This window comes from Pseudomonas arcuscaelestis (assembly GCF_016881005.1).
GTDB lineage: Bacteria > Pseudomonadota > Gammaproteobacteria > Pseudomonadales > Pseudomonadaceae > Aquipseudomonas > Aquipseudomonas arcuscaelestis.
In genome coordinates this window covers 15,226-37,958 of the sequence record NZ_JACOPV010000002.1, presented here as the reverse complement: position 1 = coordinate 37,958, position 22,733 = coordinate 15,226, and the positions used below count along the sequence as shown (strand labels likewise).

Below are 22,733 nucleotides of genomic sequence, written 5' to 3'. Positions count from 1 at the left end.
GATTCAGATCAGAAAGGCTGCGACATGCAACGAACTTGATTCAAGTCAGAACGAGGATGCTGGTGAGCAGTACAACAGTAATCGGCAAGCTCCCTTTGATGACTGTAAGCCCGGAGAGCGCGATGAATAACGATATCGATTTCGGCGATCTGTCCAAGGAGCACTGGATAGAGTCGTTGAACGACGGTACTCCTGTACTGATTCGACCACTGCGTGAGCCCGACCGTGAGAGGGATCATGAGTTTGTAGGGCATGTGTCATACGAGTTGAGACGCTTTCGCTTCCTAGCAGGGTTTAGCGGGGAGGCATCATCGTTTTTCGAACGGTTGATGGATGTGGACTACCACCACCGCATGGCTTACGTCGCGTTGATGTATGACGGTGGCCAACTGCGTGAAATCGGCGAAAGCCGCTATGCGGCAGTCCCCGACAGCAAGAACTGCGAGTGTGCGGTTGCCGTGAGCGAGCAATGGCAGCGCAAAGGCTTGGGTAGACTGTTAATGAATCACCTGATCAGCGCCGCACGCAGCAATGGCTATGAGCACATGATTTCACGTGATCTCTCAAACAACTACGGGATGCATCGACTTGCGAAAACACTCGGTTTTTCCTCACGCTACCTGGCTGGAGATGTAACTGAGATCATCCATGAGCTCGACCTACATGGATGATCATTTACCTCAGCGCGGCATTATCCGAGCTCCGAAACCGCGCTGAGGCAGGTTCTTTATCAGACCACCGGAGTTTCTGGGGTGATGACCAGGACACTGCTAGGCATTTTGTAAAGTACCCTTTCAACCGTGCTGCCGATGTACTTGGCTAAACCACGGTGGTGCACCCGCCCCATCACTACGATATCGGTACCTTGGGCTTCGCAGAGGATGCTCAAGACTTTTGCTGGGTCGCCCATGATCATATGGCAACTCTCCGGATCAATGCCGTTGCGCTCAGCCAGCTCGCGAAAGGCATCGCTTTGGGCTTCATGCAAACTTTCGGCAACATTTGAGCCAAACAAAAATGATTTACGCCCGAGGTTCTCCGCATCCGTTTGCATAGAGGTCAGATCATAGGCATACAAGATCTCCACCTGCGCCTTACATTGCATGGCCAATTTCAACGCTTCATTGATGATGCGGTCATTGAACCCTTGGTACTGATCCTCTGGACGCGATAGGTCAACGGCAGCGAGGACTTTGCGAGGCATAGCATGGCTGGCCTTGTCGACAAAATGCAGTGGCTCCGAACACTCCCGTAACAGCCGGATATCAAGTGTCGTGAACATCGCCCGCATCAGGCGCGACTCATGCTCTATGTCCTTGACCACCATTGCAAACGGCTGCTCCCTTAGATGGGTCAGGATTTCATCCAGGACATCGTTCACCCAGACAACCTCTGTGGTTACCGTAAGCCCGTTCCTACGCAGGGGTACGGCTTGGGTTTCAAGCCACTGGCGGTGCTTTTCGACATAGGCCTGGCGCATCGCTGCCAGTGCCTGTTCATTGACCAGCCCTGCGGTGGCAAGCCCCTCAAGGTAATCAAAAGCCACTATATGTAATGCAATGCCTTTGGCTTTTGCCAAAGCAGCAGCACGGTCAAAGGCGTCAGTGCGCTGCATCAAAGGGGGGGCGATGAACAACAAGCGTTGATAGTCGGACATGACACACCTCGCACTAAGCGATGAGTAGGTACGCACCATCCTGCATCCGTCCAAGGCTGTGTGTTTGACTTGCATCAAAATCGGATGCACACCACTTCAAAAGGACACGGCGATTGGGTGTAGCACACGACCATCGGCGCAGTCCGACGCACGGTAACCTAACTACAAAAAATGGATTTGATTCCTTGATCCCAGTCAATTGATTCGATGATTTTCAGCGCACGCTAAGCAGAAGTGAATGCCACGATCCCAAAGAGGAACCGCTGCCATGGCTACCATGAAAGCTGCAATTTTTGTGGAGAAAAACCGGATAGTACTGGACGAAAAGCCAATTCCGGACATTGGCCCCGCCGATGCGTTGGTGCGGCTCACAACCACGACGATCTGCGGAACCGACATCCACATCCTTCGTGGTGAATACCCTGTCGCCAAAGGGCTGACCATAGGTCATGAACCCGTTGGTATCATTGAAAAGCTCGGCGCCCAGGTTCAAGGCTTTAGCGAAGGACAGCGGGTCATTGCTGGCGCAATAACCCCAAGCGGCCACAGTAATGCGTGCCTGTGTGGATGCTCATCTCAGGATGGGCCGGGCACCCTTCATGGATTCAAAGCTATTGGTGGTTGGAAGTTCGGCAACACGATTGATGGCTGCCAGGCCGAGTATGTTCGGGTGCCTGACGCCATGGCCAACCTTTCACTGATCCCCGATAATCTTAGTGACGAACAAGTTTTGATGTGCCCAGACATCATGTCAACCGGGTTCAGCGGTGCAGAACGGGGTGATGTAAAAATCGGTGATACGGTCGCCGTATTTGCGCTAGGGCCTATTGGTCTTTGCGCGGTGGCCGGTGCCCGCTTGAAAGGTGCAGGCACGATCATCGGTGTCGACACCGTAAATGCGCGTATGACCGTTGCCCGTCAGCTAGGTGCTACTCACGTAATCGACTTCACACAAGGCAACATCGTCGAGCAGATCATGGCGATTACCATAGGCCGTGGGGTCGATGTTGCGATTGAAGCACTCGGAACCCAATCGACATTTGAATCAGCGCTGCGGGTGCTACGTCCCGGAGGAACCTTATCCAGCCTTGGCGTTTACTCTTCAGACTTGCGCATTCCACTTGATGCCTTTGCTGCTGGCCTAGGCGACTACAACATCGTGACCACACTGTGCCCCGGTGGCAAAGAGCGTATGCGACGCTTGATGGAAGTCATCGCCAGCGGGCGCATTGATCTGGCGCCACTGGTGACGCACCGGTTCAAGTTGGACGACATTGAAGCCGCCTACGAACTATTTGGACATCAACGGGACGGTGTCATGAAAGTAGCCATTACGCCCTGAATTAGACGTGCTTTTAGCAGCTTGAACACCTGATGGCATGGACGCCGTTCCTGATTCGATCGAATGTGGAGCGCGTCAAATGTTCAAATCACTCTTTCTGTCCATCCTGCCGCGACTAGCCCCTGGTTTAATGCTTAACCAGACTAGAAAACGCTTGCTTGGTCTCGTCGGTGGCAAGCGGAGCTACCGCGCCCCAGACTTAGAACTCATGTTGCGCCGCGAAGTGGGATTGCCCTACCAACCTGTCCTGTTCGCCAGGAACATCGGGGATCAGTTCATCGTCACCGCGGACTTGCAGTCTGTAGGTATCGACAGCTTGCAGATTGGGATTACAACGCAGCAATTCACCTTAAGCGGTTGGGTGGTGCCGGATGCTGCCGACGCCTCGACGACAGCTATCTCATCTGAGTGTGGATGGTTTAGTTCTTCACGAACCATTCCGCCGTCAATGGATCTTGACCATTTCACTCTCAATTACCATCAGGGTTTGTTGGTATTCAGCGTACCTAGAAAGCACTCACTAAACCGGCGTCCTTTGCATTCCACTGCATCGATTACGGAGTAGCATCAATGAACGTCTACATTGAAAATCATCCGCGTCAAAACCGTTGGTGGGTTCACCTGGACGTATGGATGGTGAGTTTTCGCAGTATTGACGAAGCGACAGCCTTCGTTGATCGACTTAATACTCGATTGAACGCCCCACACTCCCTGGCGATGATTGCTAGCTATCCTCTGGTACCTGGCAAGCTCATAAATCGCGACCTGCATGACCCTATTGCCCCATCAGGATCTGCTACCCCGGTATCGGAGGTGAGAAATGCATAGCCTCCTGAACGTTGCCACTGACCTAGAGGAACGTAATCCCATAGTGGTGGTACCCCCCATCAATGTAAACCCATACAGGGCGGCTTGCGTGGATTGCAGGGTCAGTTCGTTGTGTCTTCCAACTGGCTTGTGCAAACACGGAAACGACCGTTTCAGTGAGCTGATCAGACAGCGCATACGGATCAAGAAAGGTTACGGCTTGTATCACGCTAACGACCCGTTGGAATACCTCTATGCAGTACGCCTCGGAAGTTTTAAGACCTGCTTTGCAAATGCGGAAGGACAAGGGCTGGTAACCAACTTCTGGATGCCAGGAGACACAATGGGGTGCGATGCGATCAGCACCAACCGGCATGTATGCAGTGCGTTTGCTCTTGAGGACAGTGAAGTTTGCCTTATTCCTTATCAACGCCTGGAGTCGTTAGCCCATGAGTTCCCGTTCCTACAACAAAGCCTCAATAGGCTGCTCAGCAGTGAAATTGTTCGAGAGCATAAGCGGCTGTTAATGATGTGCAACCTCACCGCAGAAGAACGAATGGCCAGCTTTCTACTAGGCTTGTCCAAACGATACGTAGAACGCGGGTTTTCCGCCCATAGCTTTGTTCTGCGCATGTCGAGAGATGACATTGCGTCCTATCTGGGGTTGAGACTTGAAACCGTCTGTAGATGCATAGCACACCTGCGCCACCTGGACGTAGTGCAGTTCAGCGGACGTACAGTGGAAATTTTGAATTTGCCTGGCTTGAAGGCTCTAGAACATGGCTACAGTAAAGGCTCAGCGGCAAATCAATAAGCTGGGATGTATTTCAGCCCGTCCCAAGCAGCCTCGACAACTGCCCTCCCCCGCGCATCGATGCGGCAGTCATGCTTGAAACCCTGGACATTACCCATCTCGCTGCTGCCTTGGGTATAGGTATGCTCGTAGGCCTGGAGCGTGAACGCAAAAAAGGTACCGGGGAGCATCGTGCGTTTGCCGGACTTAGAACCTTTGCCATCACGTCTGTACTGGGTTACGTATGCATGGCCGTAGCGGGTACGATGTTGGTCGCCATCATGAGTATTGCCTTGGCAATCATCGTTGCAGTCGCCTACTGGAAACACTCTGGCAAGGATCCAGGCATCACCAGTGAAATTGCTCTGCTTTTCGTCTTGCTACTCGGCGCCTTGAGTTATGACCAGCCCGAACTGGCTGTCGCTGTCGGGGTTGTGCTTACGGTTGTTCTCGCATTCAGGCAAGAACTGCATCGATTTGTCCGCAATCAACTGACTGAAAGCGAAGTCCGCGATGGGTTGGTACTGCTGATAGCCGTGTTGGTCATTCTCCCCTTGGCACCCGATCGCTTCGTCGGCCCATTTGGTGCCATCAATCCCCGCACAATCTGTACCCTGACCGTACTGCTGATGGGGGCTGGGGCATTGGGTCATATTGCCTTACGTGTGGTAGGCAAGCGCTATGGCTATACCCTCAGTGCCATCGCATCTGGGTTTGCTTCAGGCTCGGCGACCATCGCCCTGATGGGACATCTGGCCCGAAGTGAACAGTCGTCTGTCAAAGCGTTCAGCGCCGCAGCGATATTCTCTAACCTAGCGACTATCGCGATGTTGGGTCTGGTGCTGGGTACAGTCGATCCGGCTTTTTTGGGGGAATTATGGGCTTCTATTTTGCTGGCTGCGTTCACAACAGTGGCATATGGTTCGCTGCTCCTCGCCCCATGGAACCCTGCGCTTGTGCAGGCCGCAACCCAAGTCGGCGACAGTGCTTTCAATCTCAAGGTCGCCCTCGTTGTGACTGTGGCCGTAACGGGCATCACGTTGCTGTCCTCGGCACTGCTGCATGCCTTTGGACACAATGGTGTACTGATTGCGTCGGTATTTAGCGGCCTGGCTGATGCTCACGCAACGGCAGCATCTATCGCGTCGGTGGTAAAGTCCGGGCAACTATCAATGGCCGACATTGCGGTGCCCGCGCTGACCGCAATGAGCAGCAATACACTTACCAAATGTGTTCTAGCCTGGATCAGCGGGGGCGCAAAATTTGCCGCTTATGTCATAGTCGGTCAGTTGGCGATCATTACTTCGATGTGGGCTGGATTGCTGCTCCAGTAAAGGATCCGCCCCCTTCTCTCAAGGCTGAGACACGATGGCACTCATGGATCTTTAACGAGCACGCCAGCTTTCAAGCAGGCTGAAGAGCGCCATTCCCACCAACATCGCAAGTACGAATACTAGTATTTGCCAGTGGCCACTTAACACCAGGGCGAGTGCAGGCCCCGGGCAGATACCGGCAATACCCCAACCGACACCAAATACCAGGCTGCCCACCACCAACTGCCGATCTAGTGCCCGCATCCGAGGCATTTGCATCGGCAAACCAAGCATCGAGCGTGTTTGTTTGCTGCTCCACTGCATGGGCAAAAGTGCCACCCCGATAGCACCCACCATTACCAACCCGAGTGATGGATCCCAGCTTCCTGCCAGATCCAGAAAGCCGATTACCTTGGCTGGATTAACCATGCCCGCCAAAAACAAGCCAAGGCCAAACACCACACCGCAGATAAAAGCCATTACCCATCGCATGCTCATACTCCTGCCAGGTGACGGCTAACGAATACAACTGCAAATCCCGCGCACATAAAGCACAGTGTTGCGACAAGTGAACGAGGCGACAGACGCGCCAGTCCACAGACACCATGCCCACTGGTGCAACCTGCCGCGTAACGTGTTCCCAGGCCAACCAGCAAACCGGCCACAAGCAACCCTACCCAGTCTGTCTGAAACTGTACGACCGGCCGACCCGCAAATAACCACCACACTAGGGGGGCGACCAACACCCCCAGGAGAAACAGTGCTTTCTCGCCTCTGCCCTCGCCCTTCTTTTGCAGCAAACTGCCCAGCAGCCCGCTAATACCGGCAATACGGCCATTCACAAGTGCAAACAGGCTCACGGCAAGCCCGATTAACGCACCGCCGAGCAAGGCCGACCAAGGTGTGAAATTGACCCAGTCGATAGTCATTTCGGCTCCTTCGCACAGAACCATTGATACAAGGTTTTAATCACCGCCAGGGCAGCTGGACTATCGATGCGATAGAAAATCTGCTTACCTTCACGCCTTGTCGCCACCAGATCTTCGCGCCTCAAAACCCCTAATTGCTGAGACAAGGTGGGCTGCTGAATGCCAAGCAGGGACTCCAGCTCACTTACACTGCGCTCACCTTCAGACAACTGGCATAGCAACAGCAGTCGCTCTGGATTTCCCAGGGTTTTAAGCAACTGAGCTGCTGCTTCGGTGTTGCCGCGTAACTGCTGAACATCCATCGCCAGTCCTTCTATGACTGTAATCTCGCTCACATGATACATCTAAATATATTATATAAAATAATATAATATAATACAAAACCTGCAAGTACCACGACCGATCAGGTTCCGACGATATGCCCCGGCGACGTTGGTGCCGAAGGTCTCAAAGGGCCTGCCCATGCCTTGGAAGGCCAATAGAAATTAGCGCAGCCAACAGCACGAATGCCGAGGAAACCAACCTTCCGAGGCACCGGGTATCGAGCGTGTCCTCGCCGGCTTGAGAGAGTGCATCGGCGATGACGATCAACTGACAACTGACGATGGATGGCTTAATAGCAAATCAGGAGCCCTGAGGGCATTTTTTAGTACCCCGGAATTCAGTCCTTGGCACCCTAGATGCACTGCAGTTACGTTAAAAATGGCTTATCTACGGACAGTCCCCAACGCACCCAAGACGTTTGTCAAGACCCATCAGACCCGCTGGGAGCAGGTTCCTGCCCTTGACCTCCTACTCGCCTCGCCCTGCAGCCGGGGCCACTCTAACGCCCGCGGCAAAAAGTCGAGAACACTGAGCACGATGCCTCGCGCTCGACGGCCTGGGCCCCGGCGTCGTAGCTGGAGTTCCACCGGCCACATGCGGCACTAATTGACGACGTGTCGGAGTTCACCGACTGAGTGCTGTACCTGGGATGGTGCAGGCTGCACAGGCATTGGGATATCAAGCCTCGCCGCACATTGTGGACTGCGCCGTCCTCGACGTACCGGAGAACCAGGTACGCATGGTCATGGTGCTGACGCGCGCCAAGGCACCGCTGATGCAGCAATTCTCGCAGATACCAGATCAATAGACCGAAGATGAGCGACTCTTTCCCCGCTCACACTACACTCCGACAATCCGCTATGTTCAACGCGCGAGCACTAAACAGTCGAACGGGTTGAAGAACATAGTCAGGCAACAGGCAGCGCAACGTCTAAGGCCCTTGAGCGCTCAGTCAAAGCTCCAAAGCGCCCCTGAGCAATGCATCCAGTTTCAAACTAGCTCCAACGTTTCGCTGATCCAGAAGCGCGATCGGAATATCGTGCAGAACTGCAATCGAGTCAGGCAACCCGTCCCCAATCAATGCAAGTGGACAGGCAATGTCCATCTGTAAGGAACATAGCTTCTTCGCCAGTGCCGTGTTTACGGGCCCCTGGAGTGCGAGCACAAGTGCTGCAGGCTGGAGGGTCGCGCACAACAATGGCAGTTCCTCGAGCGGCTGCCCACTGCCTAACACCTCGATACGCCACCGCTCACTACTGAGAAGTAAGCCGTTGCTCAGCAAATCCAGCTCAGCGCTTCCTTCAATGCCGGCCAGTAACACACATGGGGCACCGAGTTGATTTAGTTGCAGACGTAGCAATAGGCGAGCTCGCAGAAAAGTATCGAGGAACAGCCATTGGCTACGCTGACCGAAAGCGCTGCCAGACAACAGACTGCGCCAGACCGGCATCAGCACATCGAGCAACACCGTAGCCTTGGGGTACAAGGTGAAAAGCTGACCATGAATGCCCTCGAGCGCCTGCCGGTCGAATGCTTTCGTCGCTCGTAGTACAGCAGCGCGCCAATGCTCAATGGAATCGGTCTGCGGCCCGGGCGGGCGGGCGACTTCGTCGTGCTGGCGTGCGAGCAACTCACCCACCTTGCTGATCGGCAAGCCACTACCGGTCCAGTGCAGTATGTCGCGTATGCGCTGTACATCCTGGGCCGTGTACAGGCGGTGCCCGCCTTCGGTGCGTTGGGGGCGAATCAAACCATGACGACGTTCCCAGGCGCGCAGGGTCACTGGATTTATGCCAGTCAAGTTGACGACATCGCGCATGGGCAGCAAATCGGTGGAGGTCGCTTCAGTCATCGCAAGTGATCATCAGGGCGGTTGCACATTCTAAACCCATACCAACCTTCTACGGCGATCGTTCTTCCATCATGATATCGACAACCGCACCTTAGCCTTCCAGCACAAAGGTCTACGCTGCGCATACCGAAAACGCTACTTGAGTGGGTGGGCCACATGATCGACGCAAAACTCTTGCAATTAATGGTCGAGAGCTCCAACGATGGCATCGTCGTCGCCGAGCAGGAAGGCGACGACAGCATCCTGATCTACACCAACCCTGCCTTCGAGCGCCTCACCGGCTACGCCACGGACGACATCCTCTATCAGGATTGCCGCTTCCTCCAGGGCCAGGACCACAACCAACCAGGTATCGCAGCCATCCGCGAGGCAATTCGCGAAGGGCGCCCGTGTTGCCAAGTGCTGCGCAACTATCGCAAGGATGGCAGCCTGTTCTGGAATGAGCTGTCTATCACCCCCGTACACAACGATGCCGATGAACTGACTTACTACATCGGCATCCAGCGTGATGTTACGGCACAGGTCTTCGCCGAAGAGCGGGTCCGCGAACTGGAGGCAGAGATAGTCGATTTGCGTCGACAACTCGCATCAGGCAACGGCTGACCTTGCAACAAATCTATACAGGGCCGTTGACTTGTATAGATTTAGACGTAAGCTCCTCTTATATCTGTACAGAATTTCACTGTTGTACAGGATTTTCGGGAGCCTTGCATGTCCACTTATCTGCAGTATTTCGCGGAGCGCTTCTCCAGCCTTGATGGGCGGAGCCTCGATAGCCTCGAAAAACTGTATAGCGATAACGTAACGTTCCGTGATCCGTTGCATCAGATCGATGGCCTGGCAGCGCTTCGTCGCTACTTCACCGAGCTTTACGCCAACGCACAGGACATTCGTTACGTTATCGCCGGCGCGGACGAAGTTCAGCCGGGCCAGGGCTACCTGCGCTGGACGCTAGAGTTCCGCCACCCCCGACTCGCCAATGGCAGGCTGATCAGTCTGCAGGGCTGCAGTTTTCTCAAGTGGCAAGAGCGTGTTCACTTCCACCAGGACTACTTTGACGCAGGTGCACTGCTTTACGAGCACGTACCAGTCATGGGCGGCGCTATCCGCTTGCTCAAGGGCCGGCTGGTATGAGCCGTTGCTGGCTGACGGGGGCAAGTAGCGGAATCGGCGCTGCCCTTGCCGTCCAATTGCTGGACCAAGGGCACCGGGTTGCCTTGGGTACACGTGATGCCAACCGCTTATTGCACTTGATGCAACGATATCCGGGGCAGGTATTGGCGGCCGTCGGCGATGTCGATTGCCTTGAGCAGGTCTCCAGGATCACCGCACAGATCGAGCACACCTGGGGGGCGCTAGACCTGGTCATCCTCAATGCCGGAACGTGCGAATACCTCGAACCAGGACTCTTCGACCCGGCACTGGTCGAACGTGTGGTGCGCACCAACCTGTTTGGTGTAAGCCACTGTATTGCAGCGGCCCTCCCTTTGCTGCATCGCGGTGAGCGCCCGCACCTGGTCGTAATGGGCAGTGCGGTGACCTGGTTGTCGCTCCCTCGTGCCGGAGCCTATGGCGCCTCCAAGGCGGCCGTGCGCTACCTGGTGGAATCGCTTCGCCTCGACCTGATCAATGAAGGTATTGCCGTAACGCTGGTCAGCCCTGGATTCGTCGATACGCCGTTGACCCGTCGCAACGACTTCCCCATGCCTCAGTTGTGGACCACCGAGCGTGCCGCCGCACATATCACTGCACGCCTGCCGCGACGCCCGCTGGAAATTAACTTCCCCACTGCATTTACGCTGGGCCTGCGCGTGATCGGCGCCCTGCCGGTGCGCTGGCGACTGAAGCTTTGCCAGCGCCTGGTGCGTGCCCCAAAGGACTAAAACTCATGCGTATCGCCATCATCGGCACCGGCATCGCTGGACTAACCTGCAGCTACCTGCTGTCCCGCCGGCACGAGGTGACGGTATTTGAGGCCGCCGATTGGATCGGCGGCCATACCCATACAGTCGATGTGCAATGGCAAGGCCAGCGGTACGCGGTGGATACCGGGTTCATCGTGTTCAACGACTGGACCTACCCAAACTTCATCCGCTTGCTCGACCATCTAAAGGTTGCCTCGCAGCCCACGCAGATGAGCTTTTCAGTGCATGACCCACGTAGAGGTTTCGAATACAACGGCCATGGCTTGGACACGTTGTTCGCGCAGCGTCGTAACCTGGTGTCCCCCGGATTCTGGGGCATGCTGAAGGATATCCTGCGTTTTAACCGCGAGGTTCTGGCCGATCTGGACAACCAGCGCATTGATAGTGAAACGACCCTCGGTATCTACCTTAAGACACAGGGCTATGGGCAACGCTTCATCGACCATTACATCGTGCCCATGGGCTCGGCAATCTGGTCTATGTCACTTGCCGACATGCTCGCTTTTCCCTTGAAGTTCTTTGTGCGCTTCTGCCGAAATCACGGCCTGTTATCGGTGAGCCACCGTCCGCAGTGGCGGGTGATCGAGGGCGGCTCACGCAGCTATGTGGCGCCGTTGTGCCGGCCCTTTGCCGAGCGCATCCGCTTGAACTGTCCGGTCAAGCGGGTCGAGCGTGACGAAGGCGGCGTAACCCTCTTCAGCGCGGCGGGCATGGAGCGTTTCGACAGCATTGTGTTTGCCTGCCATAGCGACCAGGCCCTGGCCCTGCTGGGAAGACCCAGCGTGGCCGAACGCTCGGTGTTGAGCGCCATCACCTATGCCAGCAATGACGTAGTGCTTCACACCGACACCCGACTGCTGCCGCGCCGGCGCAAGGCCTGGGCCAGTTGGAACTACCGCCTGGGCGGCGAGGAACAGGCACCCGCGGCTCTGACCTACAACATGAGCATCCTTCAAGCAATCGAAGCGCCGGTAACGTTCTGCGTGAGCCTCAATCAGACCGCGCTGGTGGATCCCGCGCAGATTCTGGCCCGCTTCAAATACGCCCACCCCCAATACAGCCTCGCAGCATTGATAGCCCAGGCCCGCCACGGCGAACTACAGGGCAGGCAAAACAGTTACTACTGCGGAGCCTACTGGGGCAATGGCTTTCACGAGGACGGGGTGCTCAGCGCACTTAAAGTGGCCGAGCACTTTGGAGAGCGCCTGTGAACAGCAGTTTGTGCCAGGGCTGGGTCAGCCACCGCCGGATGGCCCCGCACCACCATGCATTCCGCTACCGGATCGGCTTGTTCTACCTCGATCTGGATGAGCAGGCCTGGCTAACAGGTCTCTCTCCCTGGCTGGGCCGGTCGCGGTTTGCGCCCCTGAGCTGGCGCGAAACCGATTACCTGCCGGGGCTGACCCGTGATGGAGAATCATTGGCGCAGGCCGCGCGTCTATTAGTGGAGCAAGCCACCGGACAGCGCCCCGAAGGTGCCGTGCAATTGCTCGCCCAACCACGCTGCTGGGGGTTGTCGTTCAACCCTGTGAGCTTCTATTTTTGCCATGACGTTGACGGGCACCTGGCAGCAATCCTGCTGGAGGTGCGTAACACACCTTGGCGCGAACGCTTTCACTACGTGCTGCCGGTACAGGAGGGTCAGGGACGCTCATTCGCCATGGCCAAAGCGTTCCACGTCTCGCCGTTCATGCCGCTGGATATGGATTATCGCCTGCATTTCTTCCTCGATGAGCAACGCGTGCGCATCCATATGGAGAACTGGCGTGCGGGGCACAAAGTGTTCGAGGCCGATCTGGCATTGCAACGCCAGCCGCTCAATCGCGCCACCTTGCATCGGCACATTTTGGCTTTTCCGTGGATGAGCCTACGCACTGTTTCATCCATCTATTGGCAAGCCTTGCGCCTCTTGCTCAAGCGCACCCCCATTCACGACCACACTGCCGGCCAGGGCAACCTAGTGCTCGGTAAACCTTGCAAGGACCCCGATCATGTCCAATCCCACTCTGAGCGTTAGCAAGTCAACAGGCATCACCCCATTCCTGGGCGGTCTCACCCGAAACACCGTGCTCGCTCAGTTACGGCGGTTGAGCCAAGGACATCTACGCGTGCTCAGCAAGGGTCAGCAGTGGAGCTTCGGCGACCCGGCGAGTCAGTTGCAAGCCGAGGTGGAGATCCTCGAAGACGCGACCTGGAACCTGATCGCCGGTAATGGCTCGATTGGTGCTGGGGAAGCGTATATCCACGGCTATTGGCGCAGTCCTGACCTAGCGGCTGTGACCCGTCTGTTCGTTGCCAACCTCGATGTCCTCGACGCCATGGAGGCAGGCCTGGCTCGACTCGGGCGCCCGGTCCTGCGCTTGCTGCACCGGCTCAACCGGAACAGCCGACGAGGCGCTCGACGCAACATTCTCGCCCATTACGACATGGGCAACGCCCTGTTCGAGCGATTGCTCGACCCGACTATGATGTACTCCGCCGCACAGTTCGACAGTGCCGAACAGACCCTTGAAGCGGCCCAGCTGAATAAGCTGGAACGCATCTGCAAGAAGCTTGAGCTCAAACCCCACGAGCATCTTCTGGAGATTGGCAGCGGCTGGGGCAGCCTGGCCATCCATGCCGCTACCCGCCACGGCTGCCGCGTTACCACCACGACACTCTCCGACGCGCAGTACGCTTATACGTGCCAACGTGTGAAGGCGCTGGGCCTGGAGCAACGTATTACGGTGTTGCGCGAGGATTACCGTGATCTGCGCGGACGTTTCGATAAACTGGTATCGATCGAGATGATCGAGGCCGTCGGACACCGCTATCTACCCACCTATTTTCGCCAGTGTGAGTCGTTGCTCAAAGACGATGGCCTGATGCTGTTACAGGCCATCACCATTCGCGACCAGCGCTATGCACTGGCCCGCCGCTCGGTGGACTTCATCCAACGTTACATCTTCCCCGGAGGCGCGCTACCTTCGCTGAGCGTGATGCTCGAAACCGCTAGCCGCCAGACCGCGCTGAACCTGGTACACCTCGAAGACTTCGGTCTGGACTACGCGCGTACCCTACGTCATTGGCATGACAACTTGCGTCAAGCGCGGACGGTGCTGACGGAACTGGGCTACGACGACACCTTCCAGCGCTTGTGGGAGTTCTACCTGTGCTACTGCCAAGGCGGCTTTGAAGAGCGCGCGATCGGCGTGGCGCAGTTACTGTGGGCTACGCCGCGGGCTCGCCGGGCGCCATTGCCGGGCACGTAAAATTGGGCCGCGGGTGGATGATCGGCAATGCCCTTTGGCTTCAGGTCGGCTGGTGGGCATGCGTCTTGGGTGCTCACGTTCAATGGCTTCTGCTCATTGTGCCGATCGGACTAGCTTTACACCTGCGCCTTTGTCAGGAGCGTAGCGCCGAAGTGCGTGCGCTTTTGCGCGTGGCACTTGCAGGGTGCTTGCTGGACACTCTGTTGGGCTCTGTGGGGGTGTTCAGCTTTGACCAGCGGCCCTTGCCTGTGTGGCTGGCATTACTGTGGCTGGTGTTAGCCAGCGGCTTGCGCCATAGCCTGGCTTGGACAGGACGCCCCTACTGGCGGGCGGCTCTGGTGGGCATGTTCAGTGGCCCGCTGGCATATCTGGCCGGTGCCAGGCTCACAGGTGTTGATCTGCCGATGGGGCACGTCGGCACAGGCCTGCTGCTAGCGCCGATCTGGGCGCTGGTCTTGCCCCTCGCCGTGCGGGTCGCGTCGTGGCGCTGAGCGGCGACAGCGCTCAGAACAGTAGCGAACGTGCTCCCAGCAGCGTGCCCAACGCTTGCGCCAGGTGAACGTCAAGCCACACACGACGCAGAACTTGCTCGGCAACAATCGCTTGTTCATATCGACTCCCCCGCATCCAGGTGTGCCAACAGCCTCTGGCCACGTAGCCACACCGCATCGCGCCGGGTCGACGACATGCCATCCAGACTGCGATAGACCAATGCGAGTCGAGGGTTTTTCGACAGTAACTGGCGATGACGGATGAGGAAATGCCAATAGAGTGCATTAAACGGACAAGCGTCCTCCTCCACGGCGTGTTCGACTTTGTAGCTGCAAGATTTGCAATGGTCGGACATGCGCTGAATATAACGGCCGCTGGCGCAATAGGGCTTCGAGCCAAGGTAACCACCATCTGCATGCATCACCATGCCCAGTGTATTGGGCAGCTCGACCCAGTCGAAGGCATCCATGTACACGGCCAGGTACCATTCGCATATCGCGGGCGGCGCGATGCCGGCCAGTAACGCGAAATTACCGGTGACCATCAGTCGCTGGATATGATGCGCGTAGCCCAACTCCAGGGTCTGATCAATCACCTGGGCCATGCAGCGCATGCGGGTCTGCCCCGTCCAATAAAATTCGGGCAGCGATCGGTCGTTGCCCAAGTAATTCAGCGCCGCGTATTCGGGCATGCGTAGCCAGTAGATACCCCGCACAAACTCGCGCCAACCGATCAACTGGCGGATAAAGCCTTCGGCGGCGTTGAGCGGTACCCTCCCCTCGCGCCAGGCTCGGTCGACATCGTCACACAGCCGGCGCACATCCAGCAGGCCGATATTCAGTGCTGCACTGATGCGTGCATGAAAAAGGTATGGTTCGCCCTCAGCCATCGCATCCTGATAGTCACCGAAGGCCGCAAGACTGAACTCAAGAAAGTGCTCCCAGAGCTGCTGTGCTTGGTCATGAGTGACCGGGTAGTCAAAGGTATCGACTGCACCATAATGGTCGGCAAAACGCTCACGTACTAATGTCACCACCGCCGCTGTGATCGCATCATGAGCAAATTGTGCGGGAATTGGCCCGCGCAGACCACGCGGCAGTGGCTTACGGTTGTCGCCATCAAAATTCCAGGCACCTCCGGCAGGGCTTCCTTCAGGTTCCAGCAGCAGGCCACAACGCTTGCGCATTCCCCGATAGAAGTGCTCCATTCGCAAGTGCTTGCGGCCAGCGGACCAACGCGCGAAGGCTTCGCGCGAACATAGAAAGCGGGTGTCACGATGCCACACAAGCGGCAACCCGGCATCACGTAACGCCTGTTCTAGCCGCCACTCGCCACATTCGGTTACATGCACCTCGTCTGCATGCAGTAACGCCTGCCACCGCTGTAGCTCCCCGGCGATACTACCGCTGTTGCCCGGCGTATCCAGTTGCTGGTAGTGCACATTCCAGCCTCGCTCGCGCAGGGCCTGAGCGAAATGGCGCATTGCGCTGAGTATCAGCACAATCTTCTGCGGATGATGCGGCACATAGCGTGCTTCACCCTCGACCTCAGCCATCAGCAGAACGTCGCGTGCCGGGTCCAGGGCGCGCAGCACCGCCAGGTCAAAAGACAGCTGATCGCCCAGCACCAAACCCAGGCGCCTCCCCTGCGCTACCACTGGCTGGTTAGCGTAAACGGCACCCGCAGCGGGGCAACAGGACCGCCGCGCTGGCCGCATATTTCCTCGTGCACCAAATACTGCACCAGCATGCACGGCACTGGAGGCACATCGGCCAGAAATTGCCGCAGCTCGGTGGTCGAGCGCAGGCGCAAAACTTCGCCGTTCGCGTCGCACAAGGAATAGGGCCCGGTGTCGGTCAACACGCGCAACACGTTAAAGCCCCCTTCAAGTAACAGAACTTCAAGCTCATTGATATCGCGAGCGCTCGCCGACTTGATCAGCTGCTTCAGGTTCATGGTGTGCCCTCCGGCAAGCGGCGGAAGAACAAGGTTATCTGCCCAATCTCCACACCGAGTTTGCTCATGCTCGAGCGGTTTAGGAGGGTGTCATCGTCCATCAGGTACATCCAGTCATCCAGGTCCACCTCCCAGTGCCGCCCATCAACAGGCAGGTCCAGGCGGTAGCGCCAGCGCAACGTATTACCCGCTACTTCACCGATGGCCTCGCCAATCACGTCACCAGCGGTGCCGCGCCAGCGACTGGGGCCGTCCGGGGTTAGGGTCCAGGTTCTCTGCTGGCGCGTACCGTCGCTGTACAGAAAATGCTCGTCGAGGATCAGTCGTTCGCCCTCGCGGCGGCTGTCGATACGCACATGGAAGCGCTTGACTACCTCCCCCGAGCGCTTTTGGAACATGCCCCAGGCCTGCACCGGCCGCGAGAAAAACTCCACCAGGTTGAGGCGTGGATGCTCCCCAGCGTAGCGCTCAACGCCGACGTTTCCGCAACTACCTAGTAGCAAGCAGCCGATCAACAGAAGCACTTTGTACATATTTCAGTCTCCTCGGTCGCTCCCGGCCAGCCCGAGCAGGCGCTGGCGCAATTGTGGATCACGGGCCCGCGGATCAACCCAAATGGCGAAGAAAGCACGGGCGAAGGCCGGGTCGGTCACTTCAAGGCTGAGTTGGCCATCGACATAGAATCGGCAACCTTGCCCCGGTAGGTACAGACCGGTGATGCGCATGCCCGGGCGCACATCCACAAACGCTTCCTGCATCGCTTTTGACCATCGCTTCACGGTTTCCCTCGCCATTGGACGGTCAGCTAGGCGCTGCATTTCATCAATGCTGGCCTGCACCAACGTTTCCCGGGTCAATGCCCGGTGGTAGATCAGCTCGAGGGCGAACGGCTCATTCCAGCTCCATGCAGCACCGGCGCTCCACAGGCGGGCGGTGTAAAGACGCAGGCCGAACCAGGTGAATTCGCCGCTGCCGACCACGCGCGCCTCTGAAAGCGAAGGCCTCCAGTCTGACAATGCAGGCTGTGTGATCGTCATAAGAAAGGCCAAGGCGAATAGGCTGAGTGCTGAGGTTCTGCTTGCCATGTGCGGGACACCGGGAAGAGAAAATACTGTACAAGTATATTTTAATGTACAGTTTTGAGTACAGATATCGAAGGTGATGATCAATTTCGTATGACCCGGGGGTTAATACCGCGGCAACATCTTGCCGGGAGAGCAATATGACGCTGATCACCAATCTAGCTGTGGCAGCAAACACTCTTGTCTGCGGCGCCAGCGAAGGCATCGGTCTTGCGCTTTGCTCACAATTGCTAGCGCGTGATGACGTTAGGCAGGTGTTTGCTGTCTCGCGTCAGGCTAACCACAGCGCGGGTCTGGAGGCGTTGGCCCGGCACCATGGCCGGCGTTTGATACGCATCAATTGCGACGCCCGCTACGAAAAGTCGCTGGAGAAACTGACTCGTCATATCGGCGCAACTTGCGAGTGTTTGCATCTAGTGATCAGCACACTGGGCGTGCTGCACGACGCTCCAGCACGGGCGGAAAAAAACTTGCGCAGTTAGACTTAGCAAGCCTGCAGGCCAGTTTCGTCACCAACAGCTTTGCCCCCATCTTACTGCTTAAACACCTCTTCCCGCTGCTGCTGCATCAGCCTACGACCTTCGCCGCGCTTTCGGCGAGAGTCGGCTCAATCAGCGACAACCGTCTGGGTGGCTGGTACAGCTACCGGGCCAGCAAGGCGGCGCTCAACCAACTGTTGCGCACCGCCAGTATCGAACTGAAGCGGCTGAACCCCGCGTCGACGGTGCTGGCGCTACACCCCGGCACGACGGCTACCCGCCTTTCTCAACCGTTCCAGGCCAATGTACCGCCAGACAAACTGTTCGCGCCTGCGTTTGCCGCGCAGTGCATCCTCGAACTAATCGCTCGGCACGGGCCAGCTCACAGCGGCACTTTCTGGGCATGGGACCATCAGCCGGTCGCCTGGTGAACCTCCCTGCCTTTGTCACAGCAGAAAGCGTTGCATGAAACCTACCAGCATCCAGTTTGCCAACAGGGCCTGAAATTAGAGTAGGAGCGCGATTTAGGTTGCAGTTATGACTATCAATCTCGCTCTAACGTTTCATCCAGCTTGGACCCGGAGCAGACAACTACAACCAAGCCTGGAGGGACCATCAGATTACTTTCACGGCACGGCCGATGAATTGCACCGGTCCTGTGGGTTTGCCAGTCTTCGATCCAGTGGGACTTTCCAGCGTCAGTTCAAAGAGCTGGTTGGGCTCCAGCGGTGGCAGTTTATCTAGAGGGACAGAAAGTGTTTGTCCAGGTGTGACCAATCCAAGAGATACCGGTCCTTGCCAGCCGTCGGCTTTGGTCCAGAACTCAAGTGCTTTGTCGGCAGGGACTTGCGTGCCCCCCAAAGGTATCAGTTGGATTTCCCGTGGACTGCTCGCCTGAATCACCCAGCCGGGCGTCTGATTTTGTGGCGCCACCAGAACGACCAGGTAGGTGATCGGTTTCATCTGAGCGGTTTGGGTCAGGAGTGCGGTTGCGAGCAACAGCGATGCGACAAGACCTGTCGCCGCCAGCCCACGCCATAGTGCAAGGCGGTTCCACCATGAGTTCGGCTGTGCGGCGGCCGTTGCTCGTGGTGCTTGTCGCTCAATGCTGTTCACGCTGCGCTCGATACGCTCCCAGAGGCGTGGCGTAGGCGATTGCGCTTCAACCAGTTCAGTCAACGGGTATAAGCGCTGCTCCCAAGCATCTACAGCGGATCGTAGTTCAGTGTCTTGGGCCAGACGCTTTTGTACTTCGATGCGCTGCTCGGCCTGCAGCGTGCCCAGAACATACTCACTGGCCAGCGCGTCGATGTCGTCCGGGCTTTCATCTTGAGGGGTCTCGGTCATCCCATGCACTCCCGCAATGCCACCAGACTGCGTTTGATCCAGGCTTTGACCGTCCCCAGTGGTGTACCCAGTTTCTGTGCGATTTGTGCATGCGAATAGCCGTCGACATACGCATGAAGTATGCAGGTGCGCCGCGCCGGCTCCAGTTGCTCAAGGCAGGTATAAATGCGCCCTGAATGGCCGTGATAATCGAAGGTTTGCGCAGTCTCTAGCGATGCCTCCATGGAGGCTGAAGCGTGCAACGCCGTTTCGCTCTGCTCACTGACCTGTACTTCCCTGGCGCCATTACGCATGAAATTAAGCGCCAGGTGCCGCGTCACGCTGAAAATCCAGCCACGTGCTGAGCCTCTTGCCGGGTTGAAACTGGCGGCACGGGTCCAGATCCTGATAAAGGCATCGTGCACGATGTCTTCGGCCAGAACGTTGTCACGCGCAATGCGCCTGGCGACACCCAAAAGTCGAGGACTTTCCTGCTCATATAAATCCCGTAGTGCCTGCTGGTCGCCTCTGGCGCAGGCAATCAGGCAGGATTCATAGTCAAAACCGGGCTCGGGCAAGGACAATTTTTCCGCTGTCAGCAAGGGGTAGCCCCCAGCCGTATAGCTGGAGTTCGATCAGAGCAGCGTAGACGACTTTGTGCGCTGTCAGGCTGCTCTGAATCGCTGGCTTAATTGGCTGTCCAGAAAATATAGTCAGCCTGATATTTGACCATCTCTTGTTTGCCCTTGTTTGCGGCGGAGCATTCGCTACTGGGGGCTACGCCGCCTTTGACGGCCACCCGCTGGATATAGCTGACACCGTTCATCGCGCCTTTGCCTTCAGCTGGGTTGGCCTTGACCAACTGATAAGGGAGGTCACCGGTGCTTGAAGGGGCAACAGACAGTTGCGTCCCGGTGACTTTGGAGCCGTCTTTGGCTTGCCAGGTGGCAGGCGGTCCAAAGTAGGTGCCGATCTGTTTGCCGCTACGATCATTGAGCACCGCCTTGGGCCCGACAAACACCCATTCGGTCTGGCCGGCGGCGTTGGCTTTGTCGCGGCATTCATAAGTGATTTCGCCCACGCCTACGGCTTCCAGTACGGTCTTGTGGCCGTCCGGAACCTTGATGCTGTCGGGCAGATTTGCCTGTCCATAGGCCGCAGGGATCATGAGTGACAAACAGGTGACAGCGAGCGTAGTACTGGTCATGCAGAGGAATCGTATGGCGTTCATGTAAGCCTCTCCAGAAGGATAATCAGCTCAGCAGCGCGATGGCTACTACCTGTACTACCCGCTGGAGGTCGATCTGGATGCAGTTACATTAGAAATATCAGTACAACTAACGCCGTAGAGCAAGTCCTTGATCGCTTGCCGGTGTGAGTGTCAGCTCTTGGATTGGGGGCAGCAGATTCTGACCGGATACAGGATCGCGTGGTCTTCACGTTTGCCCTCTCCAGTACCCCAATTTCCCGCTGCTGCAAAGCGGGCTTGAATATCTTGCCCACGGCAGTCAGTGGCAACGCTTCGAGGAATTCAATTCGTTTGGGAACTGCTGCCCGCTCGCTGATGTTGACCCAGACACCGCCAGCAATCAAAGCGCCGGCTTTAAGCAGGTCCCGCCGGCCAAACCGGGTTGAGGTGTACGACATGGCGGCAGCTCTAGGGGCACATTGCAATACGTCTCGCCGTCGCCCCGCCAGAGTTCAGATCTGGCGGGGCGACGCTGACAGGTGAGGCGAGCGGCCCTTGCTCAGGTGACTAAGCAATCGGGGCATCAGGTAACAGGCGTCTGCACCCACGCCCCTGAGTGTTGCCGAAGCGAAGTTCCTTTGTTTAGGCAAGCCCACGAAGTACAGGCCTGGCACCTGGCTGGCCACACCGTTATGCTGCAGCACACGCCCACTCCGGTCTGCGACCGGGAGGCCCGTCAGGAAATCTAGGTTTGGCTGGAAGCCCGTCGCAAAAATCAGCGCATCGACCTGAGTAGTGCTTCTGTCCGGCCAGACAACAGAATCGGGTAGCACTTGCTGGAACATGGCCCTGCGCTGGAATAGACCGGCGTTGAGAGCCTTCCGGTACTTACCGGTATCGAGCACGGGCGTGCTCTGGTCACTCAACCATCGTGTTTGCTCCAGCTTGGTGAATTTCAGCCAGGTATGAAAATCGAGTCCGAGGATTCGCTGCGGGAAGAAACGGATTTTCTCGCGGGTTGCCAGCACTACCTCGGCGACGCCTGCAAGCTCATAAGCGATCTGGACAGCTGAGTTCGCGGCTCCAACCACTACGACGCGCTGGCCAGTAAAGGGCTCTGGCGTTCGATATGCTGAGCTATGCAGACATGTCCCTGAGAAGCCCTCCAACCCAGGAACGCTGGGCGTGAACGGCCGGCTAAATCCTCCCGATGCTACGACCACAGAACGTGCGGTGAGGATCGCTCCGGTGTCGCAGCGAACCTCAAACACCTTTTCCTTCTGCGCTACGCCCACCACTCGGATGCCGCCCTGAAAAGGCAGTCGAAACTCGGCAGCATAGGCTTCCAGGTACTGCACCACCTCGTCTCGTAGCGGATAGCTCTTGGGGTCACCAGGAAACGGCAGCCCTGGCAACGCCGAGTATTCCGCCGGGGAGAACAGCTGCAGGCTGTCGTAGTAGTTCCGCCAGTTCCCGCCAGGAGATGCCTGCTCATCCAAGATGAGGAATTCCAAGCCGCGCTGCTGCAAGTGCCAGCCAGTCGCCAAACCTGCTTGCCCACCACCGATGACAACCACATCCAAAGTACGACTCAATTCATTCATATGTGCACACTCATGCATATATCAGGAGAAAAAAAGCCACGCTACGGGCAGCACAGCGAAACCAGACCCTTGGTTCGCTGGAGGAGGCCCTCCAAACGCTCGACGATCGCCCCGCCATTCACTTCATAGAAAACCTGTCTGCCCACTTTGGTGGCTTTCACGATGTGAGCGTCGTGCAGCACCTGTAAGTGCCTTGAGATCACAGAGCGCTCCTGCGGCAAAGCTTTGGCGATTTCGCCGACATCCGCCCTCCCTAACTGAAGCACGCGCTTGAACACCGCGACCCTAGAGGGTTCGCAGAGGGCTTTGAAGAAGGCTTCATCCAGCGACTCAATGGCAGCATCGATGGCTTGGGCGCGGAGATTGTCGGTAGTCGTCATGAGAGCAATATATGTGCATGAAGACGCACATG

28 protein-coding genes and 2 pseudogenes are annotated in these 22,733 nt (G+C 57.1%); 14 read left to right on the top strand and 16 right to left on the bottom strand.

Features of this window, described 5'->3' with window-relative positions:
- Positions 1 to 122 precede the first annotated feature (122 nt).
- Positions 123 to 671: a GNAT family N-acetyltransferase gene (locus H8F21_RS02520; protein WP_195884051.1), complete on the top strand. Its 549-nt coding sequence runs from the start codon at positions 123 to 125 to the stop codon at positions 669 to 671.
- Between the two features lie 59 nt (positions 672 to 730).
- On the opposite strand, the gene H8F21_RS02515 is transcribed toward H8F21_RS02520, so the two are convergent.
- Positions 731 to 1,657 (bottom strand): universal stress protein, encoded by a 927-nt coding sequence (locus H8F21_RS02515; protein WP_203583953.1) that lies wholly within the window; start codon positions 1,655 to 1,657, stop codon positions 731 to 733.
- A gap of 268 nt (positions 1,658 to 1,925) precedes the next feature.
- Between H8F21_RS02515 and H8F21_RS02510 the strand changes: the two genes are divergently transcribed.
- From H8F21_RS02510 to H8F21_RS02490, 5 genes are all read left to right on the top strand, one after another.
- Complete coding sequence (locus tag H8F21_RS02510; RefSeq protein ID WP_203583952.1) at positions 1,926 to 2,999, top strand: NAD(P)-dependent alcohol dehydrogenase; 1,074 nt, start codon at positions 1,926 to 1,928, stop codon at positions 2,997 to 2,999.
- Between the two features lie 79 nt (positions 3,000 to 3,078).
- On the top strand, positions 3,079 to 3,564 hold the full coding sequence (locus tag H8F21_RS02505; RefSeq protein WP_203583951.1) for an Hsp20/alpha crystallin family protein: 486 nt from the start codon (positions 3,079 to 3,081) through the stop codon (positions 3,562 to 3,564).
- A gap of 5 nt (positions 3,565 to 3,569) precedes the next feature.
- Positions 3,570 to 3,827: a hypothetical protein gene (locus H8F21_RS02500; protein ID WP_115086611.1), complete on the top strand. Its 258-nt coding sequence runs from the start codon at positions 3,570 to 3,572 to the stop codon at positions 3,825 to 3,827.
- On the top strand, positions 3,820 to 4,620 hold the full coding sequence (locus H8F21_RS02495; RefSeq protein WP_203583950.1) for a helix-turn-helix domain-containing protein: 801 nt from the start codon (positions 3,820 to 3,822) through the stop codon (positions 4,618 to 4,620). Before H8F21_RS02500 ends, H8F21_RS02495 begins: the two co-directional genes overlap by 8 nt.
- 71 nt (positions 4,621 to 4,691) lie before the next feature.
- Positions 4,692 to 5,933: an MgtC/SapB family protein gene (locus H8F21_RS02490; protein ID WP_203583949.1), complete on the top strand. Its 1,242-nt coding sequence runs from the start codon at positions 4,692 to 4,694 to the stop codon at positions 5,931 to 5,933.
- Between the two features lie 51 nt (positions 5,934 to 5,984).
- Here H8F21_RS02490 and H8F21_RS02485 read toward each other — a convergent pair whose 3' ends face one another.
- The 4 genes from H8F21_RS02485 to H8F21_RS02470 all read right to left on the bottom strand — a co-directional run bounded on the left by H8F21_RS02485 (position 5,985) and on the right by H8F21_RS02470 (position 9,017).
- Positions 5,985 to 6,404 carry a DUF6691 family protein gene (locus H8F21_RS02485; RefSeq protein WP_203583948.1) on the bottom strand — a complete coding sequence of 140 codons (420 nt, stop codon included), beginning with the start codon at positions 6,402 to 6,404 and terminating at the stop codon, positions 5,985 to 5,987.
- Positions 6,405 to 6,406: 2 nt separating this feature from the next.
- Positions 6,407 to 6,841, bottom strand: a complete 435-nt coding sequence (locus tag H8F21_RS02480) for a YeeE/YedE family protein (RefSeq protein ID WP_115086607.1) — start codon at positions 6,839 to 6,841, stop codon at positions 6,407 to 6,409.
- Entirely contained in the window at positions 6,838 to 7,143 is a 306-nt protein-coding gene (locus H8F21_RS02475) for an ArsR/SmtB family transcription factor (RefSeq protein ID WP_115086606.1), read from the bottom strand. Before H8F21_RS02475 ends, H8F21_RS02480 begins: the two co-directional genes overlap by 4 nt.
- 974 nt (positions 7,144 to 8,117) lie before the next feature.
- Positions 8,118 to 9,017 (bottom strand): MerR family transcriptional regulator, encoded by a 900-nt coding sequence (locus H8F21_RS02470; RefSeq protein ID WP_203583947.1) that lies wholly within the window; start codon positions 9,015 to 9,017, stop codon positions 8,118 to 8,120.
- 156 nt (positions 9,018 to 9,173) lie between these two features.
- Between H8F21_RS02470 and H8F21_RS02465 the strand changes: the two genes are divergently transcribed.
- The 7 genes from H8F21_RS02465 (at position 9,174) to H8F21_RS02435 (ending at position 14,684) form a co-directional block, all read left to right on the top strand.
- Positions 9,174 to 9,620: a PAS domain-containing protein gene (locus H8F21_RS02465; RefSeq protein WP_115089621.1), complete on the top strand. Its 447-nt coding sequence runs from the start codon at positions 9,174 to 9,176 to the stop codon at positions 9,618 to 9,620.
- Positions 9,621 to 9,728: 108 nt separating this feature from the next.
- On the top strand, positions 9,729 to 10,151 hold the full coding sequence (locus H8F21_RS02460) for a nuclear transport factor 2 family protein (protein ID WP_195884044.1): 423 nt from the start codon (positions 9,729 to 9,731) through the stop codon (positions 10,149 to 10,151).
- Complete coding sequence (locus H8F21_RS02455; protein ID WP_203583946.1) at positions 10,148 to 10,900, top strand: SDR family NAD(P)-dependent oxidoreductase; 753 nt, start codon at positions 10,148 to 10,150, stop codon at positions 10,898 to 10,900. The genes H8F21_RS02460 and H8F21_RS02455 overlap by 4 nt, the downstream gene beginning before the upstream one ends.
- Positions 10,901 to 10,905: 5 nt before the next feature.
- Positions 10,906 to 12,153: an NAD(P)/FAD-dependent oxidoreductase gene (locus H8F21_RS02450; protein WP_203583945.1), complete on the top strand. Its 1,248-nt coding sequence runs from the start codon at positions 10,906 to 10,908 to the stop codon at positions 12,151 to 12,153.
- On the top strand, positions 12,150 to 12,959 hold the full coding sequence (locus H8F21_RS02445) for a DUF1365 domain-containing protein (protein ID WP_115089617.1): 810 nt from the start codon (positions 12,150 to 12,152) through the stop codon (positions 12,957 to 12,959). The genes H8F21_RS02450 and H8F21_RS02445 overlap by 4 nt, the downstream gene beginning before the upstream one ends.
- Positions 12,934 to 14,193 (top strand): SAM-dependent methyltransferase, encoded by a 1,260-nt coding sequence (locus H8F21_RS02440; protein ID WP_203583944.1) that lies wholly within the window; start codon positions 12,934 to 12,936, stop codon positions 14,191 to 14,193. Before H8F21_RS02445 ends, H8F21_RS02440 begins: the two co-directional genes overlap by 26 nt.
- A 17-nt stretch (positions 14,194 to 14,210) precedes the next feature.
- Complete coding sequence (locus H8F21_RS02435) at positions 14,211 to 14,684, top strand: DUF2878 domain-containing protein (RefSeq protein ID WP_401293958.1); 474 nt, start codon at positions 14,211 to 14,213, stop codon at positions 14,682 to 14,684.
- Here the strand turns inward: H8F21_RS02435 and H8F21_RS02430 are convergent.
- From H8F21_RS02430 to H8F21_RS02410, 5 genes are read right to left on the bottom strand one after another with little or no spacing between them, the layout of a single operon-like run.
- A complete protein-coding gene (locus H8F21_RS02430; RefSeq protein ID WP_203583943.1) occupies positions 14,625 to 14,804 on the bottom strand; it encodes a DUF2256 domain-containing protein in 180 nt (59 codons plus the stop codon). The genes H8F21_RS02435 and H8F21_RS02430 overlap by 60 nt on opposite strands.
- Positions 14,801 to 16,312 (bottom strand): cryptochrome/photolyase family protein, encoded by a 1,512-nt coding sequence (locus H8F21_RS02425; protein WP_413243026.1) that lies wholly within the window; start codon positions 16,310 to 16,312, stop codon positions 14,801 to 14,803. Before H8F21_RS02425 ends, H8F21_RS02430 begins: the two co-directional genes overlap by 4 nt.
- A 23-nt stretch (positions 16,313 to 16,335) precedes the next feature.
- Positions 16,336 to 16,641 (bottom strand): DUF6482 family protein, encoded by a 306-nt coding sequence (locus H8F21_RS02420; protein ID WP_195884039.1) that lies wholly within the window; start codon positions 16,639 to 16,641, stop codon positions 16,336 to 16,338.
- Positions 16,638 to 17,174 carry a DUF3833 domain-containing protein gene (locus tag H8F21_RS02415; protein WP_203583942.1) on the bottom strand — a complete coding sequence of 179 codons (537 nt, stop codon included), beginning with the start codon at positions 17,172 to 17,174 and terminating at the stop codon, positions 16,638 to 16,640. Before H8F21_RS02415 ends, H8F21_RS02420 begins: the two co-directional genes overlap by 4 nt.
- A gap of 3 nt (positions 17,175 to 17,177) precedes the next feature.
- Positions 17,178 to 17,726 carry a chalcone isomerase family protein gene (locus H8F21_RS02410; protein ID WP_115089612.1) on the bottom strand — a complete coding sequence of 183 codons (549 nt, stop codon included), beginning with the start codon at positions 17,724 to 17,726 and terminating at the stop codon, positions 17,178 to 17,180.
- A gap of 137 nt (positions 17,727 to 17,863) precedes the next feature.
- On the opposite strand from H8F21_RS02410, the pseudogene H8F21_RS02405 reads away from it, so the two are divergent.
- A pseudogene (locus tag H8F21_RS02405) lies at positions 17,864 to 18,633 on the top strand (SDR family NAD(P)-dependent oxidoreductase).
- A 184-nt stretch (positions 18,634 to 18,817) separates the two neighbouring features.
- On the opposite strand, the gene H8F21_RS02400 reads toward H8F21_RS02405, so the two are convergent.
- From H8F21_RS02400 to H8F21_RS02380, 6 genes and pseudogenes are all read right to left on the bottom strand, one after another.
- Positions 18,818 to 19,549, bottom strand: coding sequence for an anti-sigma factor (locus H8F21_RS02400; protein ID WP_203583941.1), 732 nt, complete (start codon positions 19,547 to 19,549; stop codon positions 18,818 to 18,820).
- Entirely contained in the window at positions 19,546 to 20,106 is a 561-nt protein-coding gene (locus H8F21_RS02395; RefSeq protein ID WP_195885995.1) for a sigma-70 family RNA polymerase sigma factor, read from the bottom strand. The genes H8F21_RS02400 and H8F21_RS02395 overlap by 4 nt, the downstream gene beginning before the upstream one ends.
- Positions 20,107 to 20,216: 110 nt before the next feature.
- A complete protein-coding gene (locus H8F21_RS02390) occupies positions 20,217 to 20,759 on the bottom strand; it encodes a DUF3455 domain-containing protein (RefSeq protein ID WP_203583940.1) in 543 nt (180 codons plus the stop codon).
- A gap of 203 nt (positions 20,760 to 20,962) precedes the next feature.
- Positions 20,963 to 21,100, bottom strand: a pseudogene (locus tag H8F21_RS29920) (hypothetical protein); the annotation flags it as partial.
- A 129-nt stretch (positions 21,101 to 21,229) separates the two neighbouring features.
- Positions 21,230 to 22,321 carry a flavin-containing monooxygenase gene (locus H8F21_RS02385; RefSeq protein ID WP_203583939.1) on the bottom strand — a complete coding sequence of 364 codons (1,092 nt, stop codon included), beginning with the start codon at positions 22,319 to 22,321 and terminating at the stop codon, positions 21,230 to 21,232.
- 41 nt (positions 22,322 to 22,362) lie between these two features.
- Positions 22,363 to 22,701 (bottom strand): ArsR/SmtB family transcription factor, encoded by a 339-nt coding sequence (locus H8F21_RS02380; RefSeq protein WP_191832403.1) that lies wholly within the window; start codon positions 22,699 to 22,701, stop codon positions 22,363 to 22,365.
- Positions 22,702 to 22,733: the final 32 nt, after the last annotated feature.

Excerpts from the sequence above, each read along its gene's own strand:
- H8F21_RS02385 (WP_203583939.1), bottom strand. The coding sequence starts at position 22,321 with ATGAATGAATTGAGTCGTACTTTGGATGTGGTTGTCATCGGTGGTGGG.
- H8F21_RS02485 (WP_203583948.1), bottom strand. The coding sequence starts at position 6,404 with ATGCGATGGGTAATGGCTTTTATCTGCGGTGTGGTGTTTGGCCTTGGC.
- H8F21_RS02380 (WP_191832403.1), bottom strand. The coding sequence starts at position 22,701 with ATGACGACTACCGACAATCTCCGCGCCCAAGCCATCGATGCTGCCATT.
- H8F21_RS02465 (WP_115089621.1), top strand. The coding sequence starts at position 9,174 with ATGATCGACGCAAAACTCTTGCAATTAATGGTCGAGAGCTCCAACGAT.
- H8F21_RS02515 (WP_203583953.1), bottom strand. The coding sequence starts at position 1,657 with ATGTCCGACTATCAACGCTTGTTGTTCATCGCCCCCCCTTTGATGCAG.
- H8F21_RS02480 (WP_115086607.1), bottom strand. The coding sequence starts at position 6,841 with ATGACTATCGACTGGGTCAATTTCACACCTTGGTCGGCCTTGCTCGGC.
- H8F21_RS02420 (WP_195884039.1), bottom strand. The coding sequence starts at position 16,641 with ATGAACCTGAAGCAGCTGATCAAGTCGGCGAGCGCTCGCGATATCAAT.
- H8F21_RS02390 (WP_203583940.1), bottom strand. The coding sequence starts at position 20,759 with ATGAACGCCATACGATTCCTCTGCATGACCAGTACTACGCTCGCTGTC.
- H8F21_RS02475 (WP_115086606.1), bottom strand. The coding sequence starts at position 7,143 with ATGGATGTTCAGCAGTTACGCGGCAACACCGAAGCAGCAGCTCAGTTG.
- H8F21_RS02415 (WP_203583942.1), bottom strand. The coding sequence starts at position 17,174 with ATGTACAAAGTGCTTCTGTTGATCGGCTGCTTGCTACTAGGTAGTTGC.
- H8F21_RS02410 (WP_115089612.1), bottom strand. The coding sequence starts at position 17,726 with ATGGCAAGCAGAACCTCAGCACTCAGCCTATTCGCCTTGGCCTTTCTT.
- H8F21_RS02400 (WP_203583941.1), bottom strand. The coding sequence starts at position 19,549 with ATGACCGAGACCCCTCAAGATGAAAGCCCGGACGACATCGACGCGCTG.
- H8F21_RS02435 (WP_401293958.1), top strand. The coding sequence starts at position 14,211 with ATGATCGGCAATGCCCTTTGGCTTCAGGTCGGCTGGTGGGCATGCGTC.
- H8F21_RS02470 (WP_203583947.1), bottom strand. The coding sequence starts at position 9,017 with ATGACTGAAGCGACCTCCACCGATTTGCTGCCCATGCGCGATGTCGTC.
- H8F21_RS02440 (WP_203583944.1), top strand. The coding sequence starts at position 12,934 with ATGTCCAATCCCACTCTGAGCGTTAGCAAGTCAACAGGCATCACCCCA.
- H8F21_RS02495 (WP_203583950.1), top strand. The coding sequence starts at position 3,820 with ATGCATAGCCTCCTGAACGTTGCCACTGACCTAGAGGAACGTAATCCC.
- H8F21_RS02460 (WP_195884044.1), top strand. The coding sequence starts at position 9,729 with ATGTCCACTTATCTGCAGTATTTCGCGGAGCGCTTCTCCAGCCTTGAT.
- H8F21_RS02505 (WP_203583951.1), top strand. The coding sequence starts at position 3,079 with ATGTTCAAATCACTCTTTCTGTCCATCCTGCCGCGACTAGCCCCTGGT.
- H8F21_RS02455 (WP_203583946.1), top strand. The coding sequence starts at position 10,148 with ATGAGCCGTTGCTGGCTGACGGGGGCAAGTAGCGGAATCGGCGCTGCC.
- H8F21_RS02450 (WP_203583945.1), top strand. The coding sequence starts at position 10,906 with ATGCGTATCGCCATCATCGGCACCGGCATCGCTGGACTAACCTGCAGC.
- H8F21_RS02490 (WP_203583949.1), top strand. The coding sequence starts at position 4,692 with ATGCTTGAAACCCTGGACATTACCCATCTCGCTGCTGCCTTGGGTATA.
- H8F21_RS02430 (WP_203583943.1), bottom strand. The coding sequence starts at position 14,804 with ATGAACAAGCGATTGTTGCCGAGCAAGTTCTGCGTCGTGTGTGGCTTG.
- H8F21_RS02500 (WP_115086611.1), top strand. The coding sequence starts at position 3,570 with ATGAACGTCTACATTGAAAATCATCCGCGTCAAAACCGTTGGTGGGTT.
- H8F21_RS02520 (WP_195884051.1), top strand. The coding sequence starts at position 123 with ATGAATAACGATATCGATTTCGGCGATCTGTCCAAGGAGCACTGGATA.
- H8F21_RS02510 (WP_203583952.1), top strand. The coding sequence starts at position 1,926 with ATGGCTACCATGAAAGCTGCAATTTTTGTGGAGAAAAACCGGATAGTA.